The sequence below is a fragment of the Nocardioides sp. FY1077 genome (assembly GCF_058681775.1).
In genome coordinates, this window is the sequence record NZ_JBZWDB010000004.1 from 277,246 (window position 1) to 292,696 (window position 15,451).

General features: G+C 73.4%; 20 protein-coding genes. 12 read left to right on the top strand and 8 right to left on the bottom strand.

The genetic code is table 11. The features are described 5' to 3' along the window. Positions 1-85 precede the first annotated feature (85 nt). Positions 86-1,405 carry an HNH endonuclease signature motif containing protein gene (locus AC4OR8_RS16505; protein ID WP_492166681.1) on the bottom strand — a complete coding sequence of 440 codons (1,320 nt, stop codon included), beginning with the start codon at positions 1,403-1,405 and terminating at the stop codon, positions 86-88. A gap of 436 nt (positions 1,406-1,841) precedes the next feature. After that, on the bottom strand, positions 1,842-2,588 hold the full coding sequence (locus AC4OR8_RS16510; RefSeq protein ID WP_492166682.1) for an SDR family oxidoreductase: 747 nt from the start codon (positions 2,586-2,588) through the stop codon (positions 1,842-1,844). A gap of 131 nt (positions 2,589-2,719) precedes the next feature. Here AC4OR8_RS16510 and AC4OR8_RS16515 point away from each other — a divergent pair, with 131 nt between their 5' ends. From AC4OR8_RS16515 to AC4OR8_RS16525, 3 genes are all read left to right on the top strand, one after another. Next, positions 2,720-3,460 carry a class I SAM-dependent DNA methyltransferase gene (locus AC4OR8_RS16515; protein WP_492166683.1) on the top strand — a complete coding sequence of 247 codons (741 nt, stop codon included), beginning with the start codon at positions 2,720-2,722 and terminating at the stop codon, positions 3,458-3,460. 92 nt (positions 3,461-3,552) lie between these two features. After that, on the top strand, positions 3,553-4,146 hold the full coding sequence (locus AC4OR8_RS16520; protein WP_492166684.1) for a dienelactone hydrolase family protein: 594 nt from the start codon (positions 3,553-3,555) through the stop codon (positions 4,144-4,146). A gap of 15 nt (positions 4,147-4,161) precedes the next feature. After that, positions 4,162-4,443, top strand: a complete 282-nt coding sequence (locus AC4OR8_RS16525) for a hypothetical protein (RefSeq protein WP_492166685.1) — start codon at positions 4,162-4,164, stop codon at positions 4,441-4,443. Between the two features lie 162 nt (positions 4,444-4,605). Here the strand turns inward: AC4OR8_RS16525 and AC4OR8_RS16530 are convergent, their stop codons facing one another. Then, entirely contained in the window at positions 4,606-5,169 is a 564-nt protein-coding gene (locus AC4OR8_RS16530) for a dihydrofolate reductase family protein (RefSeq protein ID WP_492166802.1), read from the bottom strand. A gap of 290 nt (positions 5,170-5,459) precedes the next feature. Between AC4OR8_RS16530 and mraY the strand changes: the two genes are divergently transcribed. Together mraY and AC4OR8_RS16540 are read left to right on the top strand one after the other, a co-directional pair. Further along, complete coding sequence (gene mraY, locus AC4OR8_RS16535; RefSeq protein WP_492166686.1) at positions 5,460-6,545, top strand: phospho-N-acetylmuramoyl-pentapeptide-transferase; 1,086 nt, start codon at positions 5,460-5,462, stop codon at positions 6,543-6,545. Between the two features lie 116 nt (positions 6,546-6,661). Continuing rightward, positions 6,662-7,042 (top strand): MerR family transcriptional regulator, encoded by a 381-nt coding sequence (locus AC4OR8_RS16540; RefSeq protein ID WP_492166687.1) that lies wholly within the window; start codon positions 6,662-6,664, stop codon positions 7,040-7,042. A 28-nt stretch (positions 7,043-7,070) separates the two neighbouring features. On the opposite strand, the gene AC4OR8_RS16545 is transcribed toward AC4OR8_RS16540, so the two are convergent. The 3 genes from AC4OR8_RS16545 to AC4OR8_RS16555 are packed head-to-tail and all read right to left on the bottom strand — an operon-like array spanning position 7,071 to position 8,818. After that, complete coding sequence (locus AC4OR8_RS16545; protein ID WP_492166688.1) at positions 7,071-7,577, bottom strand: Clp protease N-terminal domain-containing protein; 507 nt, start codon at positions 7,575-7,577, stop codon at positions 7,071-7,073. A gap of 16 nt (positions 7,578-7,593) precedes the next feature. Next, the gene (locus AC4OR8_RS16550) at positions 7,594-7,818 is read right to left on the bottom strand and encodes a hypothetical protein (protein ID WP_492166689.1); all 225 of its coding nucleotides are present in this window, start codon (positions 7,816-7,818) and stop codon (positions 7,594-7,596) included. Positions 7,819-7,876: 58 nt separating this feature from the next. Next, on the bottom strand, positions 7,877-8,818 hold the full coding sequence (locus AC4OR8_RS16555) for a helix-turn-helix domain-containing protein (RefSeq protein ID WP_492166690.1): 942 nt from the start codon (positions 8,816-8,818) through the stop codon (positions 7,877-7,879). An 81-nt stretch (positions 8,819-8,899) separates the two neighbouring features. Between AC4OR8_RS16555 and AC4OR8_RS16560 the strand changes: the two genes are divergently transcribed. The 6 genes from AC4OR8_RS16560 (at position 8,900) to AC4OR8_RS16585 (ending at position 12,892) form a co-directional block, all read left to right on the top strand. Beyond that, positions 8,900-9,526, top strand: a complete 627-nt coding sequence (locus AC4OR8_RS16560) for a DJ-1/PfpI family protein (RefSeq protein ID WP_492166691.1) — start codon at positions 8,900-8,902, stop codon at positions 9,524-9,526. 12 nt (positions 9,527-9,538) lie between these two features. Further along, on the top strand, positions 9,539-9,850 hold the full coding sequence (locus tag AC4OR8_RS16565) for a cupin domain-containing protein (protein WP_492166692.1): 312 nt from the start codon (positions 9,539-9,541) through the stop codon (positions 9,848-9,850). Positions 9,851-9,991: 141 nt separating this feature from the next. After that, complete coding sequence (locus AC4OR8_RS16570) at positions 9,992-10,498, top strand: hypothetical protein (protein ID WP_492166693.1); 507 nt, start codon at positions 9,992-9,994, stop codon at positions 10,496-10,498. A 180-nt stretch (positions 10,499-10,678) separates the two neighbouring features. Next, positions 10,679-11,578, top strand: coding sequence for a hypothetical protein (locus tag AC4OR8_RS16575; protein ID WP_492166694.1), 900 nt, complete (start codon positions 10,679-10,681; stop codon positions 11,576-11,578). 126 nt (positions 11,579-11,704) lie between these two features. After that, positions 11,705-12,286, top strand: a complete 582-nt coding sequence (locus AC4OR8_RS16580; protein ID WP_492166695.1) for a DinB family protein — start codon at positions 11,705-11,707, stop codon at positions 12,284-12,286. Positions 12,287-12,337: 51 nt separating this feature from the next. Next, on the top strand, positions 12,338-12,892 hold the full coding sequence (locus AC4OR8_RS16585) for a DinB family protein (protein ID WP_492166696.1): 555 nt from the start codon (positions 12,338-12,340) through the stop codon (positions 12,890-12,892). A gap of 26 nt (positions 12,893-12,918) precedes the next feature. On the opposite strand, the gene AC4OR8_RS16590 is transcribed toward AC4OR8_RS16585, so the two are convergent. Further along, complete coding sequence (locus AC4OR8_RS16590) at positions 12,919-13,563, bottom strand: hypothetical protein (RefSeq protein ID WP_492166697.1); 645 nt, start codon at positions 13,561-13,563, stop codon at positions 12,919-12,921. Continuing rightward, the gene (locus AC4OR8_RS16595; RefSeq protein ID WP_492166698.1) at positions 13,560-13,862 is read right to left on the bottom strand and encodes a hypothetical protein; all 303 of its coding nucleotides are present in this window, start codon (positions 13,860-13,862) and stop codon (positions 13,560-13,562) included. The genes AC4OR8_RS16590 and AC4OR8_RS16595 overlap by 4 nt, the downstream gene beginning before the upstream one ends. A gap of 19 nt (positions 13,863-13,881) precedes the next feature. Here AC4OR8_RS16595 and AC4OR8_RS16600 point away from each other — a divergent pair, with 19 nt between their 5' ends. Continuing rightward, on the top strand, positions 13,882-15,399 hold the full coding sequence (locus AC4OR8_RS16600) for a YcaO-like family protein (protein WP_492166699.1): 1,518 nt from the start codon (positions 13,882-13,884) through the stop codon (positions 15,397-15,399). Positions 15,400-15,451: the final 52 nt, after the last annotated feature.

Below are 15,451 nucleotides of genomic sequence, written 5' to 3' on the forward strand. Positions count from 1 at the left end.
CCAGGGCAGGTCCCGGCGCTGGCGGCGGGGGTTTCGACACGGGCGCTAGCGCGCCCTGCCGACCAACGATCGGGGGAGGGCGCGGTCAGGTGAGGTGGGTGGTGCCAGTCGGGGCGACGGCGTACCGGTGTCCGTGGGGACTGACCCATTCGAACGCCGCGGCCGCGGTGCGGGTGTAGGTCCAGCCGTCGTGGGTCTTGGCCCGGTGGTGGCGCCTGCACAGACACGCGAGGTTGGCGGTCGACGTCTGGCCGGGTGGGCCGCCGTCGGCCAGCGCCCGGTAGGGGGTGATGTGGTCGACGTCAGATGACCGGGCGGGGCGGGTGCAGTGCGGGAAGCGGCAGGTGCCGTCACGCAGGACGACCTGCTCCCGCAACTGGTCGGGGACCTCGTAGGCGTCCGTGGCGATCTGCTGGGTCAGGTCGAGGACCGGGCGGACGGTCACCGCGGTACCGCTGCTGGCGCACCAGGTCTTCACTTGCTCGGCGGTCACGAGGCTGCGGGTCTTCTCCACCCGGGCAAGGTGCAGGTCGGCGTCGTCGTGGAGGGCAGCGTCGCTGAGGTGGACGTGCAGCACCACCTGCCGGGCCGGTCGTCGACGCGGCGTCCGGTCTGCCTCGGTGTCGTCGCGGGTCAGGTCGAGGGCGGTCTGGGCGCGGGCGATCTCACCGACCGCCATCGCGCGGCGGGCGTCCAGCGACTCGGTGCATCCCAGCTCGGCCAGCTGAGCGGCGCAGTGCGCGACCGCGGCGTCCAGGTCCAAGGCGTCGGCGAGGTCGAGGTCGCCCTGCACGTGCATCGTGCCGAACACCGACACCTGTGAGGTGTCCACGTCGAAACACCGGTCGGCCGCGGCCTTCTTCGCCCGTGCTCGCGCCTGCTCGGGGTCGTGACGGACGATCGCCTCGTCGACCAGCCGGTCCAGGGCGCGGAACCCGATCTTCGACGCCACCGGGGCCACGTGGCGGTCCACGAACGCCGCGGCGTCCGGGCTCAGCGCGAGGGTCTGGTCGGCCACCCGGCGGGCCCGCCACACCTGCACGTCACCAGCGGTCACCCGCGACCACAGTCGCGGCAAGCGGTGCGCGATCTCGAGGGCGTGGCCGACGTACCGCATCCCGGCGTCGCTGCTCATCCCGAGAGCGGCGGCGAGCTCCACCACCGCGAACTCCGACACCAGTGGCGCGCCCTCGCCGGCGACCGCGAGCTGCTGGTCGGTCCCGGGAACGGCCGCGGCGAGGTCTCGGTCGCCGGGCTCCAGCTCGTTCTCGGCAGCCCACTCCACCGCCGTGGTCAACAGGCCCACCTCGGCAACGTCTGCGGCCTGCCGGTACGACCTCGCCCGCTCCAGCAGCGAGCCTGCTGCGGGCCCCTGTCGGCGGGGGCGGAGGGCGGTCGAGGTCATGACCTCATTCTACTCGAACACGTGTTCGAGTGCAGTCGTTCTCCACCGGTTCGTGAGCACGTTGCGGGGTCTCGATACGAGCGCTAGCGCGCCCTACTCGACCAACGAGGGGATCGGCGCTGGCGCGCCCTGCTCGACCAACGAGGGGACCGGCGCTGGCGCGCCCTGCTCGACCAACGAGGGGACCGGCGCTGGCGCGCCCTGCTCGACCAACGAGGGGATCGGCGCTGGCGCGCCCTGCTCGACCAACGAGGGGATCGGCGCCACGCGCCCAACTCGACGACCGGACAACCGTCGGTGGTCCAGTGCCGCTGAGCACCGGCGACGTGCATCGGGACCGCGCGGCCGCGGCGGTGGAGCTGGCCGGGGGAGCAACGCCGGTCGTCTCGAGGACCGCGGTCCGCTGACCAGGCGCGCCTCGCGTCAATCGCGGTCATCACCTGACCGACGTGGCCAGCCACTCCTCGAACGTCTGCCGGCCGACCCGGGCACTGTCGCCGCGGGGGAGCAGGCCGCCGGAGACCATGGCCGACCCGGCCGCGCCGGGCAGACGCACGCCGACCACCGGTCGCCGCCGGCCTCGTGCCGCCAGGGTGCGCCGAGCCAGGTCGACCAGCTGCTCCTCCTTCGGACCGGCGAGCTCGGGCCCGAGCCCGGTGGCAGGCCCTCGGGCCAGCGTCACCAGCACCGCTGCGACCTCGGCGGCGGCGACCGGTCGGATCAGCTGCCGTGGCACCAGGGCGACCGGTCCCCGCACCCGGTCGAGCACCTGACCGGCGAACTCGTGGAACTGCGTCGCCCGCACCACGCTCGCCGGGATCCGTCCGTCCAGCACGAGCCGCTCCTGGGCCAGCTTGCCCTGGTAGTACCCGAACGGCACCCGGTCGACCCCCACGATGGACAGCGCCACGTGGTGGCGGACACCCACGTCCTCGCCCGCTGCGAGCAGGTGTCGCGTCGACGTCTCGAAGTAGGCCACCGCGGCGGAGCGCCGGGTGGTCGCGACGTTGCTGACGTCGATGACGACCTCGACGTCCGTCATCGCCTGCCGCAGTCCCGCACCCGTGGTCAGGTCGGTCCCGCGCGACCGAGCCAGCACCACCGGGGTGTGGCCGGCCTCGGCCACCTCGTGGGCGACCAGGCGGCCCACCAACCCGGTGCCACCGGCTACTGCGATGCGCATCACGCCTCCCCGGCGGTCGTTCCGTGCTCGTCGGTGGGCAGCATCGCACGCGAGCACGTCCGTCGCGCCGAGTGCACGGGACGCCGCAAACGTGTGGCGACCGCCTCGGCTCGCGTGGAACGCTGAGCGTCGTGACGAGCAGCGAGGTGTGGGACGAGGAGACCGCCGCCAGCTACGACGCCGACGCCGCGTCGCACTTCGCCCCCGAGGTGGTGGGTCCGACCGTCGACGTCCTGGAGCGCCTGGCCGGCGACGGCCCTGTGCTGGAGCTGGCGATCGGCACCGGCCGCATCGGCGTCCCCCTGGCGGCCCGCGGCGTACCCGTGACGGGGATCGAGCTGTCGGAGCCCATGGTGGCCCGACTCCGGGGCAAGGTCGACGAGGCACGGCTCCCGGTGGTGGTCGGCGACATGGCCACCACGGTGGTGCCCGGCGCGGGGACCTTCTCACTCGTGCTCCTGGTCTTCAACACCCTCTCGAACCTGCAGACGCAGGCCGAGCAGGTGCAGTGCTTCGCGAACGCGGCGCGTCACCTGCGACCCGGCGGTCGGTTCGTGGTCGAGCTGTGGGTGCCCCCGATCCACCGCCTGTCACCGGGCGGGGACGCGGTGCCGATGAGCGTCGACCCGGAGCACCTGGTGTTCGACACCTACGACCTGGTCACCCAGGCGTGCACGTCGCACCACTACCACCGCGACGCCGACGGGAGCATCCGCTACGGGTCCGGGCACTTCCGGTACGCCTGGCCGGCGGAGTGCGACCTGATGGCGCAGCTCGCCGGCATGGAGCTCGAGTCACGCTCTGCCGACTGGACGGGGAGCCCCTTCCTGGCCACCAGCGGGAGCCACGTGTCGGTGTGGCGCAAGAGCTGAGCCCCGTTCCGCCCGGACCGGTGGACCGGCGGCCGAGTGCGCCCTAGAGTCGTGCGCCAGGCGGACGTTCACGACCCAGGGGAGCAGGTCCGATGGCAGAGGTGCTGCTCTTCCATCACGTGCAGGGCCTCACTGCAGGCATGCAGGCGTTCGCCGACGACCTCCGATCGGCCGGTCACACCGTGCACGCGCCCGACCTCTTCGACGGCCACGTCTTCGACGCGATCCCCGACGGCTTCGCCTACCTGCGGGGGCTGGACGACGGAGCCGTGGCACAACGCGTCGAGGCGGTCGTCGCGGACCTGCCGGCGGCGCTGGTCTACGCCGGCTTCTCGTGGGGCGTCCCACGCGCCCAGCTGCTGGCCCAGACCCGGCCGGGTGCCCGCGGGGCGTTGCTCTACGAGTCCTGCATCCCGATCACCGGTGACGACGCCTTCGGCCCGTGGCCGCACGGCGTCCCGGTGCAGGTGCACGGCGCCGAGGGCGACGAGTTCTTCCAGGAGGACCTCCCGGCCGCCCAGGAGCTGGTCACGTCGGTCGGACCGGACCACGCCGAGCTGTTCACCTATGCCGGTGACCAGCACCTGTTCGTCGACCGCAGCCTTCCGTCGTACGACGCGGCGGCGGCTGCGCTGCTCACCGAACGGTCCCTGGCCTTCCTCGTTCGGGTCGGCCAGTCCGCCTGATGGCACGCTAGGGCGATGCGACCCGGGTCGAGATCGATCATTCCCGTCGACGAGCGCGACAGCTCGTGGGAGGACGACAATCCACGTTTTCGCGTCTACGTCCAGACGACAGTCGGTCCACACGAGTCAGCCAGCACGGCCACCTACGACTTCACCGGTCACGAGTTCCTCGACGTCCACGACTGGGCGCGCGCGCAGGCATCCGGCGGGAACACGTGTGCGATCGCCCTGGTCGTGGACGACCACCGGGGCCGCGGTCTCGTGTGGCTGCAAGGCCAGGACCTGAACGGTCGCTAGCAGGACCACCCACAGGACACGCGCAACCGGCCGGACGCCCCTTCCAGCCCACTCCGAACAGTGCCGATAACTTAGATTATGTCACCTTGCGCATTCGCGCCGCACGGGACGAGCGAGATTGCCGGGCTTGGGTCCACTCCCCGGCACCCGTGGTCCGGGTGCTCAGCGCCTGGTCTGGTACCTCGTCAGGAGCACGCCGTCGGGAAAGGTGCGGGTCTCCACCAGGTCCAGGTCGACCCAGCTGTCCAGGACCGTGAAGAACGGCGTGCCGCCGCCCACCAGGACCGGGTGGGTGACGATCACGTACTCGTCGATCAGCCCGGCCCGCATGGCCGCCGCGGCGAGGGTGGCGCCGGCGACGTCCATCGGCCCGTCGCCCTCGGTCTTCAGCCTGCTGATCTCGGTGACGGCGTCGCCGGTGACCAGACGGGCGTTCCAGTCGACCACGGTGGTCGTCGAGGAGAACACCACCTTCGGCATGTCCCGCCAGCGGCGGGAGTACTCGACGTGCGCCGGCGTGACGCCGGGCTGTTGATCAGCGGTGGGCCAGTGGGAGCTCATCGTCTCCCAGAGCCTGCGTCCGTACAGCGCCAGGTCCGTCGCCCCCACCCTGTCGGACCACCACTGGAACAGCTCGTCGCTAGGCACGCTCCAGCCGAGGTCGTCGCCGGGCGCGGCGATGTAGCCGTCAAGGCTCGCGTTCATGCTGTAGGTCAGTTTCCGCATCGCGTCAGGCCTTCCGTGAGTCGGTTCGGCGTACAGACCAGCACGGCGCGGATGGTTCATCGGGGGCCACTGCGCCGTCCCATCCCCCAGCTCTGGAACCGGAGGCGCCCGCACCGCCACCCGACGGACCCAGCGCTTGCAGCTCAGTCAGCGATCCCGTCGAGGACTTCGCCCCGGCCCGGTGCGCCTCGGCCGCCGCACCGTTCCTTTACCTGACAATCGCGTCGAGACGACTCCCCTCCTGCCCTGGAGGGATCGACCATCCGGGTGGCCGAGGGACGGGGAACTCTGTGCGGGCGATAGTTCTGAGCGGCGGGTTGGCGGTGGTCTGCTCGTTGCTGGGCACCCGGTTCGCCATCGGATGGTTCACCCGGCACGGGTTCGGCCAGCCGATCAGGGACGACGGGCCGACGACGCACCACGTCAAGCGGGGCACGCCGACCTTGGGCGGTCTGGTGATCCTGCTGAGCGCCACGGCGGCCTACCTGGTCGCCACCATCTCGACCGGCGGCCGGCCGAGCGCCAGCGGCCTGCTCGTGCTGCTGCTGTTCCTCGGCTGCGGGGTCGTGGGCTTCCTCGACGACTTCATCAAGGTCTACACCCAGAACAACGCTGGTCTGTCCGGTCGGGCCAAGATCGCTGGACAGACGGCGATCGCGCTGGTCTTCGGCATCCTCGCCACGTGCTTCTTCGCTGATGGGCGCGGCGTCATGCCGGCGTCGCAGTACCTGTCGACCACGCGTGACTGGGGGGTCAAGCTTCCCCTGGTCGTGGTGCTGCTCCTGATCTGGTTCATCGTGACTGCGACGTCCAACGCCGCCAACCTCACGGATGGCGCCGACGGGCTGCTGGCTGGCGCCTCGACGTTGATCTTCGGCGCATACGCCATGGTGAACGTCTGGCAGAACAACCAGCTGTGCGGCTCGCCCCGGCCCACCGTGGTGGAGTCACAGTGCTACGAGGTGCGCGATCCTCTCGACCTCGCGGTGTTCTCCGCCGCCGTCGCGGCAGCATGCCTCGGCTTCCTCTGGTGGAACGCCAAGCCGGCGCGGATCATCATGGGGGACGTCGGCTCCCTCGCCATTGGAGGGGCGCTGGCCGGCCTGGCGATCCTGTCACGCACCGAGCTGCTGATGGCCGTCATCGCTGGGCTGTTCGTCCTCGAGACCATGTCGGTCCTCATCCAGATGAGCTACTTCAAGCTCACGCGGCGACTCACCGGCACGGGGCGTCGGCTCTTCCGGATCACCCCCATCCACCACCACTTCGAGCACCTCGGCTGGGACGAGGTCACCGTGGTGGTCCGCTTCTGGATCGTCGCAGGGGTCTGCGTCGCGGCCGGGCTCGGGATCTTCTACGCCTCGTGGCTGGCCTAAGCCGCGAGCGAGAAGCGTCGATCCCCCCATTTGCGCCGGGGAGCAGGCGCCGACCCTCGCTCGAACACCGCACGCAGCAGTGCGTGCGATCGACCACTGAGGAGCGGTAGGCCGCGGTGAGGATCGGTGACCTCGCCCGAGCGACCGGGGTGAGCCCGCGCTCGTTGCGCTACTACGAGGCGCAGGGGCTCCTTGCTCCCACCCGGTGCGAGAACGGGTGGCGCCGGTACGACGACGGGGCGGTGGACCGCGTCGTGCGGATCCAGCACCTCTTCGCAGCCGGCCTCTGCAGCCGCCGGATCGCCCAGCTGCTGCCCTGTCTCGACACCCCACCAGCCGAGCGCACGACCTACCTCGCGGCCGCGCTGCAGCACGAGGTGGATCGGTTGCACGCCGAGCGCCGGCGCCTGGACGGCGAGCTCGGCCTCCTGACTGACCTGCTCGCCGACGTGACGGGACCGGGCGACGACGGTCCCGACGACCACGGGCAGCGGTGAGCGACGGCCCGACGGGTGCGGCGAGACCTCACGGGGTCTCCCCCGCAGCTGCGTGAGCCGCCTCGCGGAGGCGGTCTCGATCCACACCCAGCGTCGCGAGGGCACGCGCCACGGTGCCGTGCTGCAGCGCGCAGGCGGCCGCCACGACGTGGGCGCCCAGCAGCCTCGACGGCTTCGTCGCCTTCGACAGCGTCACGGCGTCCTGGAAGACCTGCTGCGCCTGGGGCGTGGAGCGGAACGCGCCGGCGGCCGCGCCGCGCAGCTCCACCGGGTGGTCGGTGGCAGGCAGGGCCTGGATGCCCACCGCCGTCAGTGCGCTGGCGTGGGACGCCTCGACGGCGGCCCGCAGTCGCGGCGCGTCCGCGCCGACGCGTTCCAGGGCGCGGGCCGCGGTGCCGTCGGGCAGCCCGACGGCGGCCAGCAGGAGGTGCTCCGGTCCAGGGGTCCCCTCCCCTGCGTTGCGCGCCTCGACCTCGGCCCGGGAGAGCAGCAGCTTGATCGTGCGCACGTCGCGCACGGCGTTGACGAGTCCCATCGACGGTTCCTCCTGGTCAGCGGGCGCCGCGACGTGCGCGGACCTCGGGTGCGAGCTTCTTGTGGGCGGCCTGGGCGCTGATGCCCAGCGCCTCGCCCACCTGGGCCCACGTCCAGCCCTGGGCGATCGCCTCGACCGCCGCGGCCACCTCGAGCTGGCCGGCGAGTCGGCGCAGCGCCACCACCGAGGCGAACGCCGCCTCCGGCTCCTCGGGACTCGGCAACGGCTGGACGTCGGACACGTCTGTCAACTTACGTTGACGGCACCGATTCGTCAACCCAGGTTGACAACTCCCCCGGCTAGACGCCCGGCCGCCCCCGGAAGGCACGGCGGTACGCCGTCGGCGTGGTGCCGGCGTCGCGAGCCAGGTGCAGCCGCATGTTGGCCGCCGTGCCGAGACCGGCACGAGCCGCGACCTGGTCGACCGAGAGGTCGGTGGCCTCCAGCAGCCGGCGCGCCTCGAGGACCCGCTGCGCGGAGAGCCACCGCAGCGGCGTCGTCCCGGTCTCCTCCACGAAACGACGCGCGAAGGTGCGGGGCGCCCACCCGGCGTGCTCGGCCATCGCCCGCACCGTCAGGGGGTCGCCGAGGTGCTCGAGCGCCCACTGGCAGGTGGCGGCCAGGCTGGCGCTCGGGCGCGGCACCGGCCGCTGCACGTACTGCGCCTGCCCGCCCTCCCGGTGGGGTGCGACCACCAGGCGACGAGCGGTCCGGGCCGCGGCTCGGGCGCCGTGGTCGGCGCGCACGAGGTGGAGGCACAGGTCGATGCCGGCGGCCACGCCCGCGCTGGTCATCACCTCCCCCGCGTCGACGTAGAGCACGTCGGGGTCGACGTCGACCGCGGGGTGGCGCTCGGCGAGCTCGGCGGCGTCCTGCCAGTGCGTGGTGGCACGCCGGCCGTCGAGCAGCCCCGCCGCCGCCAGCGCGAAGGCCCCGGTGCACACCGAGACCACCCGGGCACCCCTGTCCGCGGCGGCCCGGAGCGCGTCGAGCACCGGCGGCGGCGGTGCGTCGTGGGGGGCGTAGCCGGGCACCACGACGGTGTCGGCGCCGGCCAGCGCCTCGAGACCCGACGGCACCTGCACGGCGTACCCGGTGGTCGAGGCGACCAGCCCCGGAGTGACGGAGCAGGTCGTGAACGAGTACCGCCCGCGCTCGTCGTGGTGGCCGAAGACCTGGGCCGGGATCGCCAGGTCGAACGCGACGACGGCGGGCAGGGCGAGGGCGACGACGCGGTGCACGCGGCCATGATGGCAGGATCCTGGCGAACCCCGCCTCTTCTGCCACTGGCCGTCGCCCGCCGGCGGCGACACGCTGGTGGCATGACCTCTCCCCCGGCCCTGCCCGCCACCGAGGCCGGACTGCGGCAGATCGGCCTCTTCCTCTTCGACGGCGTCGAGGAGCTCGACGCCGCCGGGCCGTGGGAGGTGCTGGCGCACTGGACGCAGACCCACCCCGAGGACGGCTGGTCCGCCTTCTGCCTCTCCGCCGACGGCCGGCCCGTCACCGGCGCCAAGGGCCTCGTGCTCGGCGCCCACGTCTCGGTGGCGCAGGCGCCGGCGCTGGAGGTGCTGGTGCACCCGGGCGGGTGCGGCACACGCCGACTGGTGCGCGACGAGGGCCACCTCGAGTGGGTGCGCCGGCAGCGCCGGGAGGTGCCGCTGATGACCAGCGTGTGCACCGGCTCCCTGGTGTACGCCGCCGCCGGCCTGCTCAGGGGCCGTCCGGCCACCAGCTACTGGGACTCGCTGGACGACCTGCGCGCCATCGACCCGACCGTGCAGGTCCGCGACGACGACCGGTGGGTCGACGACGGCGACGTGATCACCTCGGCCGGGGTGTCGGCAGGCATCGACATGGCCCTGCACCTGGTCGCCCGCCTGGCCGGCCCGGACCGCGCCGCGCAGGTGCGCCGCGGCATCCAGTACGACCCCGACCCCACCCCCTGAACGGAGCACGACGTGCGCTTCCTCGACGCCACCACCTACGTCGCCGACCGCCCCTGGGGCGCCGTCGACCTCGCCTCGATCGACGACGCGACCGTCCGGGTGCACTGGACCGACCAGCCCTACGTGTGGCACGTCAACGACGGGACCGAGGTCTTCGTCGTGCTCGACGGCGCCGTCGACATGCACCACCGGCAGGGCGACGAGGTGCGGGTCGAGCGCCTGGTGCCGGGGCTCGTCTGCGTGGCCGAGCCGGGTGACGAGCACGTCGCCCACCCCGCCCCCGAGGCCCGGATCCTCGTGGTCGAGCGCCGGGGCAGCATCTAGGGCCGGCTCGGGGCGGCGCAGCCGGTCGAGCGCACGGCCCGTGCCGTCCGCCGCCCGTGCCGTCCGCTGCCCGCGTCGGGGGCTACCGTTCCTGCAGACGTCGTCCACCGCACGACTGCGGGAGCCTGCTCCGGGGGTCACATGGTCCAGAACGTCCACGAACGCGTGCTGGCGGCTCCGCCGGAGGTCGTGGGCCGGTTGATCGACAGCCTGTCCTCACCCGCCGACCGGCTGTGGCCCGTGCGGCAGTGGCCCGCGATGCACTTCGACCGGTCGCTCGGCGTCGGTGCTCGGGGAGGACACGGGCCGGTCCGCTACCACGTCGAGGAGCACGCGCCGGGCGAGCGGGTGCGGTTCCGGTTCGAGGCTCCTGCGGGCTTCGACGGCTACCACGAGTACGTCGCGGCTGCCGCCCCGGGCGGAGGCACCGTGCTGCGCCACTCGCTGGTCATGAACACGACGGGGGCGGCCCGGGTGACGTGGCCGCTGTTCTACCGGCCGCTCCACGACGCCGTCCTCGAGGACAGCCTGGACACGGCGAGCCGGAGCCTCGGTCTCGAGGTCGCACCCGCCGCCGGCTGGGGCTGGCGCGTTCGCTTCCTGCGTCGAGTGGCCCTCGGCAGGCAGCGCAGACGTCCGAGGCCCTGACCGGTCGTCGTCTCCCGGGGTCCGGCCACCACGCCGCGGGGCGTCGAGTCGCGCCGGGGCGCCGGGGGCGAGCCGTCGCTCGGCAAAGCCTTCGGAGAACGGCCGATGCTGGAGTCGACGGTGGCTACGGTGCGAGAGCGGTTCCCCCCGTTCTCCCCCCTTCTCCCCCCAGGAGCACCCATGAAGATCAGCCAGGCGCTGTCCGCCACCGCGGTCACCGCCCTCCTCGTCACCGGCCTCGGAAGCGTCTCGGCCCACGCCGCGGTGCGCGACTCCGACCGCGACGGCATCCCCAATCGCTGGGAGAAGGCGCACGGCATGAACCCCTCCAGCGCGGCGGACGCGAGGGCCGACTTCGACCGCGACGCCCTGGTCAACCTCGCGGAGTACCGCCTGCGCACCGCGCTGCGTGACGAGGACAGCGACAACGACGGCCACGACGACGGCGACGAGGTCGAGGACGGCACCAGGACCACCGACGTCGACGACGCCGACACCGACGACGACGGCGTCAAGGACGGCGACGAGGACTCCGACGACGACGAGGTCGACAACGAGGACGAGGACGACGCCGGCGAGTCCTGCCGCGAGGACGACGACGACAACGACCGCGACGACGTCGACGACGAGGACGAGAACGAGCTGGGGCTGGCCCGCGGTGACAGCGACGAGGACGACGACGGCGTCCTCGACGGCGACGAGGACTCCGACGACGACGGCGAGGCCAACGAGGACGAGGACGACGCCCTGGAGGACCGCTGCGACGGTGACGCCGACGGCGACGGGGAGTCCGACGAGGACGACGGCGACCTCTTCGGCACGATCGCTGCCTTCGACAGCACCACCGGTTCGCTGACGATCACCACCGTGGCGGGTCACGCCCTCACGGCGGTCGTCGACGAGGACACCGAGATCGAGATCGAGGAGTCCGACGCGTTCGAGGACGAGTCCGACGAGGACGAGTCCGAGTTCGAGGACGAGGGCAGCACCGCCGACCTCGACCCGGGCGTGCAGGTCGCCGAGGTGGAGATCGGGGACACCGGCGCCTTCGAGGAGATCACCATCTACCGCGTCCTCTGACGCCGCAGGCCGCGACCGCCGGCGGTCGCGGTCCAGCACCGCCCCCGTGACCCCCTGAGGGCCACGGGGGCGTTCGTCGTCCGGGGGTCCTGGACAGCCGATCGGCGATGACCCAGGGTGCTGCCCATGGGTGGCTCCCCCTCGCACGACGCGGCTCGTCCCGAGTCCGGCCTGACCGAGGCCGACTTCTCGCCCGGCTGGGCGGACGACGACCGTCCGCGCATCCCGCGCGTGGCCGGTGAGCGCGAGGCACTCGCGTCCTACCTGGAGCACTACCGGGCGACCGTCGAGATGAAGTGCCGCGGCTTGACCCCGGCACAGCTGCGCGCCCGCTCGGTGCCGCCGTCCACGATGTCGCTCCACGGCCTGGTCCGTCACCTCGCCGCGGTCGAGCGCTGGTGGTTCCAGCAGAACTTCGAACGCCGCGACGTGCCGCTGCTGTTCTCCGCCCCCGGCGCACCGGACCTCGACTTCGACCCGCCCCCCGACGCCGACTTCGCCACCGACCTGCAGACCTGGCGCGCGGAGTGCGCGGTCTCCCGCGAGATCCTGGCCGCTCACGACCTCGACGACGTCGCGCGGCCGCTGGACTGGCAGGAGGACGTCGACCTGCGGTGGCTGGTGCTCCGGATGATCACCGAGTACGCCCAGCACTGCGGGCACGCCGACCTGCTCCGCGAGGGTGTCGACGGCAGGACCGGCGCGTGAGGCGGTGCTCGAACGTGGACCCGGGACCGGCGAACCCCTAGCGTCGACGTCATGACGACAGCGCCGTCCACCGATCCGTACGCCGCCGAGCGGGCCGACCTGCTCGAGGCCCTCACCAAGCACCGGGCTCTCTTCCTCCGCACCGTCGACGGCCTCGACGACGACCAGGCCCGGCTCACCCCGACGGCGTCGACCCTGTGCCTGGGTGGGCTGGTCAAGCACGTGGCCGCCACCGAGCGGGAGTGGGTCGACTTCGTGGCCGTGGGGCCGCCGGCCGACGGCCCCGACATCGACTGGGAGAACATCGACTGGGCCGACCCGCCGCCGGAGGTGCAGGCCTACCAGGACGGCTTCCGGCTGCTGCCCGGTGAGACCCTGTCGGGCGTGGTCGCCGACTACCGGGACGCTGCGGCGGCCACCGACGCCTCGCTGGCCACCACCGACCTGGCCGCGACGCAACCGCTCCCGGCCGCCCCGTGGTTCGAGCCGGGCGCCACCTGGTCGGCCCGGCGGGTCTTCACCCACCTGGTCGCCGAGATCGCCCAGCACGCGGGGCACGCCGACATCCTGCGCGAGAGCATCGACGGCCAGCGCACCATGGGGTGAGCCGGCCCCGGCCGGCCCGATCCGGACTAGCCGCCGCCCGGCGACACGGGCGCCGCGGGGACGGCCTCGACCGACCAGTTCGACATCACGAAGCGCAGGCCGAGGTCGCGCAGCAGCCGGTTGCCCGGCAGCGCGTCGTCGAACCGGGAGCCGCCGCGCCAGGCGCCGATGCGGGGGGCCCGGCCGCTCAGCTCGCCGATGCGGGCGTACGGCTCCGCGACCTCGTGCGGCAGCGTGGCCTCGGTGACCTCCGCGGCCGAGCGGTGGCTGCTGGTGTGGAACCCGAGCTCGTGCACCGTGGCGATGTCGGCGAGCTCGGCGTCGGTCAGCGACGCCGTGCCGGGCTCGTCGAACGGCTCGAACAGCGGGAAGAAGTACGCCCGGATGCCGAGGCGGTGGCACAGGTCGGCACCGAACAGGCCTGCCTCCCGGTAGCTGTCGTAGAAGCCCACCACGATCCGCGGCTCGGGCAGCGCGCCGCTGTCCGGCGACCCGGACACGTCGGTCTCGAGGTCCAGCGAGGGCCCTACCTCGACGAGCCTCCGCAGCCGCCGTTCCACCGCGCCCCGGTTCTCCGGCAGCACGTCGTGGTAGTTGCAGGCCAGCAGCGGCGCGCGCAGCAGCGCGGTGCTGTGACCGGGCGTCCACGCGCCGCCGGGCGTCGTGGTCACGCCCCCTCCGGCAGCAGGTCGGAGCCGAGCGCCGACTGCAGCACGTAGGCCTCCGGGCCGAACAGCTCGGGTGCTGCCGGGCCCGAGCCGAGCTCGGTGGACGTCGCAGCCACCCGCTCGGCCACCGCCTCGTCGACCTCGCCGCCGCCCGCTGCCAGCGTCGCGCTGGTGAACAGCACCACGGCCGCGCCCCCCGGCTCCAGGGCCTGCGCCAGGATCACCTCGCGCAGGGGCGACGGGCTAGCGTCGGTGGCGACGTCGGCCTCGTAGAAGTCGCGGTCGTGCGAGTCACGGGTCATCGAGGAAGGTCTACCGTCCATGTCCAAGAACGACCCGGCCACCACGGCCACCCCCGCCCGCGAGCCAGACGGGTCCGACAGCGCCGACCGGTCCGACGGGGCCGCCGAGGCGTACGCCGCCGTGCTCGGCCGGCACGGCACGGTCGTGCAGTTCGACATCAGCGGGGTCGACCGCACCGGCGTGCCCGTCACCAGCTGCTCGCTGCTCGTCGGCAACCGGCTCACCCACCACGGCAACGGGTACGGCGCGACCTCGGACGCGGCGGTCCTCGGCGGGCTCGGCGAGCTGGCGGAGGGCGTGCTGATGGGCGCGGCGCTGACCGGGCTGCGCGCCCAGGCGGAACGCGGCTCGTGGCGCGAGCTGGTCGCCCGCGAGGGCGTCGACCGCGTGGTCGACCCCCGGCTCCTCGGCCTTCCGGCGGGGGCCGACTGGACCCCCGACCGTCCCCTGACCTGGGTGCCGGTGGAGCGGGTGCGCACCGGGGAGACGGTGCTGGCCCCGCTCGACTGGGTCGCCAGCGACACCGCCGACCTCGCCGGGGCCGAGCCGCTGGTGCCGCCCGTGACCAACGGCCTCGGCGCCGGGCTGGACACCGCCCGGGCGGTGTCCCACGGCATCGGCGAGGTGCTCCAGCGCCACACCAACGGCCTGCGCTTCCGCGCCCTCGACCGGCTCTCCCCCGCTCTCGACCCGGCAGGCCTGCCCCCCGGTGTGGCAGCCCTGGTGGAGCGGCTGCGCGCCGTGGGGATCGAGCCCGTGCTGAAGCACGCCGCCACCGAGCTGGGCGTGTGCTCGACGTACGTCATGGGGCTCGACCCGCAGCCCGGCACGCCCGTGGTGCTCAGCGCCTGCGGCGAGGCGGCGCACCCCGACCCCGAGGTCAGCCTGACCAAGGCGCTGCTGGAGTACGCCAACTCCCGCGCCCGCAAGGCGTTCTGCTTCGGCGACCCCGCGCTGGCCCGCGCCGTCGCCCCCGCGGCCTACCTCGACCGCGTCGACCGCTCCCCCACCGGCGGGCGTGAGGCGGAGGCGATGCGGGCCTGGCACGACCTCCCGCCCGACCGGTTCCGTGCCCTCGTCGAGCCGGTGCGCGAGCACACCGTGGCGTACGCCGACCTGCACGCGCCGACCGCGCCGACCGTGCCGGGCGCCCCCGCGGGCCGGACGTCGAGCGCGCCCGCCGACGTCCTGGCCGGGCTGCTGACGTCACTGGCCGAGCACGACGTGCTCGCGGCCACCACGACCCAGGACGGCGTGGTGGCCGCCAAGGTGCTGGTCACCGGGATGGAGGTCGAGGTGCTCTCCCACGGCCGCGTCGGCGAGGCGGCGTGCCGCGCCTCGCTCGAGGCCGACCTCGACCTGGTGCGGGTGCAGGACCGCCCGTCGGGCGGCCACACCGCGCAGGTGCACCTCACCGAGGCGGCCCAGGCGCGGCTGGGCGGCCCGGCGTGGTGGTCGTGGGAGACGGCCCACCGGGTCGTCGGTCCCCTGTACCCGCTCTACCGGGAGCCGGCCCGCCACACGGTCGTGGTGTGACGGCCCGAGGCCGTGCCGGGACGACGCGGCTCGGTCGTGGTCGGGCCTAGGC

Bases quoted from the DNA above. Each gene is read 5' to 3' on its own strand.
- AC4OR8_RS16505 (WP_492166681.1), bottom strand. From the start codon at position 1,405: ATGACCTCGACCGCCCTCCGCCCCCGCCGACAGGGGCCCGCAGCAGGC.
- AC4OR8_RS16510 (WP_492166682.1), bottom strand. From the start codon at position 2,588: ATGCGCATCGCAGTAGCCGGTGGCACCGGGTTGGTGGGCCGCCTGGTC.
- AC4OR8_RS16520 (WP_492166684.1), top strand. From the start codon at position 3,553: ATGGCAGAGGTGCTGCTCTTCCATCACGTGCAGGGCCTCACTGCAGGC.
- AC4OR8_RS16525 (WP_492166685.1), top strand. From the start codon at position 4,162: ATGCGACCCGGGTCGAGATCGATCATTCCCGTCGACGAGCGCGACAGC.
- AC4OR8_RS16530 (WP_492166802.1), bottom strand. From the start codon at position 5,169: ATGCGGAAACTGACCTACAGCATGAACGCGAGCCTTGACGGCTACATC.
- AC4OR8_RS16545 (WP_492166688.1), bottom strand. From the start codon at position 7,577: ATGGGACTCGTCAACGCCGTGCGCGACGTGCGCACGATCAAGCTGCTG.
- AC4OR8_RS16560 (WP_492166691.1), top strand. From the start codon at position 8,900: ATGACCTCTCCCCCGGCCCTGCCCGCCACCGAGGCCGGACTGCGGCAG.
- AC4OR8_RS16570 (WP_492166693.1), top strand. From the start codon at position 9,992: ATGGTCCAGAACGTCCACGAACGCGTGCTGGCGGCTCCGCCGGAGGTC.
- AC4OR8_RS16575 (WP_492166694.1), top strand. From the start codon at position 10,679: ATGAAGATCAGCCAGGCGCTGTCCGCCACCGCGGTCACCGCCCTCCTC.
- AC4OR8_RS16580 (WP_492166695.1), top strand. From the start codon at position 11,705: ATGGGTGGCTCCCCCTCGCACGACGCGGCTCGTCCCGAGTCCGGCCTG.
- AC4OR8_RS16585 (WP_492166696.1), top strand. From the start codon at position 12,338: ATGACGACAGCGCCGTCCACCGATCCGTACGCCGCCGAGCGGGCCGAC.
- AC4OR8_RS16595 (WP_492166698.1), bottom strand. From the start codon at position 13,862: ATGACCCGTGACTCGCACGACCGCGACTTCTACGAGGCCGACGTCGCC.
- AC4OR8_RS16600 (WP_492166699.1), top strand. From the start codon at position 13,882: ATGTCCAAGAACGACCCGGCCACCACGGCCACCCCCGCCCGCGAGCCA.